Here is a 1,699-nt window from a genome sequence, read left to right as displayed (position 1 = left end):
CCCTTGCTGGCCACCAGCTCGCACGCGGCCCAGACCATCTATGACTGCGACCTGTNCCGTCCCGTGGCTTGGCTGCTGGGGCATGAAGGGCAAGGGGTGTCAGCGGCCTGCAGGGACGCGGCCACGCATGAAGTGGTGATCCCGCATCTGGGCGAGATGGAGTCGCTCAACGTCGCTGCCGCTGCTGCGGTCTGCCTGTTCGAACAACTGCGTCAGCGCACCGTCGGGCGTTGACGGCGACGCCCACCATGGCCGTTTTCCCGCCACGCGACATGGCCGCCATGGCCGATTACTTCCTGGGGGAATGGACCTTCACCCGGACCATCTGGGAGGGCAGCGACACCCCCCAGGCTACGGCGACTGGTGAACTGAGCTTCACTGCCGGCACGCTCCCTGGCCAGTTGATCTATCGCGAGCATGGCCAGTTGCGCATGGTCGGGGCGCCTGACCGTCTGATCCCGTTTTCCCGCGTCTTTGACTATCGCTTCGGCGCAGATCGCCTGGCGGTGCTGTTCGCCGATGGCGAGCGCATCGGCCAGCCTTACCAGGACTACCTGCTGCAAGGGGGAGAACTGGTGCCGGCCGCCGATCACCTGTGCGGCGCGGATTGCTATAACGCGGTGTATACAGCCCATAGTGAAGATTTCTTCACCATGGAGACCACCATCAACGGCCCCAGGAAGCGCACGCGGGTACGGAGTGAATTTTCCCGCCGACTTTCGCTCAGCGCGTCTCCAGCTTGATTTCCTGCAGGATGGTGGCGGCGATTTCCTCGATCGACTTGGTGGTGGAGGACATCCAGCGGATGCCTTCGCGCCGCATCATCTTCTCGGCCTCATTGATTTCATAGCGGCAATTTTCCAGCGCCGCGTACTTGCTGCCCGGACGACGCTCGTTGCGTACTTCCGAGAGCCGTTCGGCGGCAATGGTGAGGCCGAAGATCTTCTTCTTGTGCATCACCAGCCCGCTGGGCAGTTTTTCGCGCTCGAAGTCTTCCGGGATCAGCGGATAGTTGGCGCACTTGATGCCGAACTGCATGGCCAGGTACAGGCTGGTGGGGGTCTTGCCCGAGCGCGACACGCCCACCAGGATCACATCCGCTTCCGAGAGGTTCTTGTTGGATTGTCCGTCATCGTGCGCCAGCGAGAAGTTGATGGCTTCGATGCGGTTGCGGTATTCCTCGGAGTCGGTGGTGTTGTGGCTGCGGCCGATGGTGTGGGTGGACTTCATTTCCAGCTCCTGCTCCAGCGGCTCCACGAAGGTCTGGAACAGGTCCATGTGCATGGCCTTGGCGCGCCGGATCACCGAGGACAGCTCCGACTTCACCAGGGTAGAAAAGACGATGGGCAGCTTGCCATCCACAGAATAGGCTTCGTTGATCTTGCGGGTGGCGTCATGCGCCTTTTCCAGGGTGTCGATGAAGGGCAGGCGCACCTGCTTGAAACGCAGCTCGAACTGGCTTAACACCGAGTGCCCGAAGGTCTCCGCCGTGATCCCGGTGCCGTCGGAGACGAAGAACACGGTGCGGTTGGCGGCCACGAGGGGGGACGGGTGCGGGATNCGCATGGGGTCGAGCATGTATTGTCTTTTGGAAATAGAAAAAGTGTTTGGTGCTAATAACAAAAATGATTTCACGCGGTACAATGCTTGGCAACATTTTCGAGAACCCCATCTGATGACCGTCATGCCGCCGCGCAAT

3 protein-coding genes are annotated in these 1,699 nt (G+C 61.0%); 2 read left to right on the top strand and 1 reads right to left on the bottom strand.

Annotated elements, in window-relative coordinates; translation table 11 throughout:
• The coding region (locus tag I5W_RS08695) for a TrmH family RNA methyltransferase (protein WP_148289068.1) at nt 1-234 on the top strand (234 nt) is incomplete at its 5' end.
• Nucleotides 235-248: 14 nt separating this feature from the next.
• On the top strand, nt 249-743 hold the full coding sequence (locus I5W_RS08690; protein WP_044528925.1) for a DUF6314 family protein: 495 nt from the start codon (nt 249-251) through the stop codon (nt 741-743).
• Here the strand turns inward: I5W_RS08690 and ppsR are convergent.
• The gene (gene ppsR, locus I5W_RS08685) at nt 724-1,578 is read right to left on the bottom strand and encodes a posphoenolpyruvate synthetase regulatory kinase/phosphorylase PpsR (protein ID WP_044528924.1); all 855 of its coding nucleotides are present in this window, start codon (nt 1,576-1,578) and stop codon (nt 724-726) included. The two genes, I5W_RS08690 and ppsR, sit on opposite strands and share 20 nt — an antisense overlap.
• Nucleotides 1,579-1,699 lie beyond the last annotated feature (121 nt).

This window comes from Herbaspirillum sp. B65 (assembly GCF_000333555.1).
Lineage (GTDB): Bacteria > Pseudomonadota > Gammaproteobacteria > Burkholderiales > Burkholderiaceae_D > Herbaspirillum > Herbaspirillum rubrisubalbicans.
Note: the sequence above shows the minus strand (reverse complement) of the source record. Positions and strands in the feature narration are given on the sequence as shown.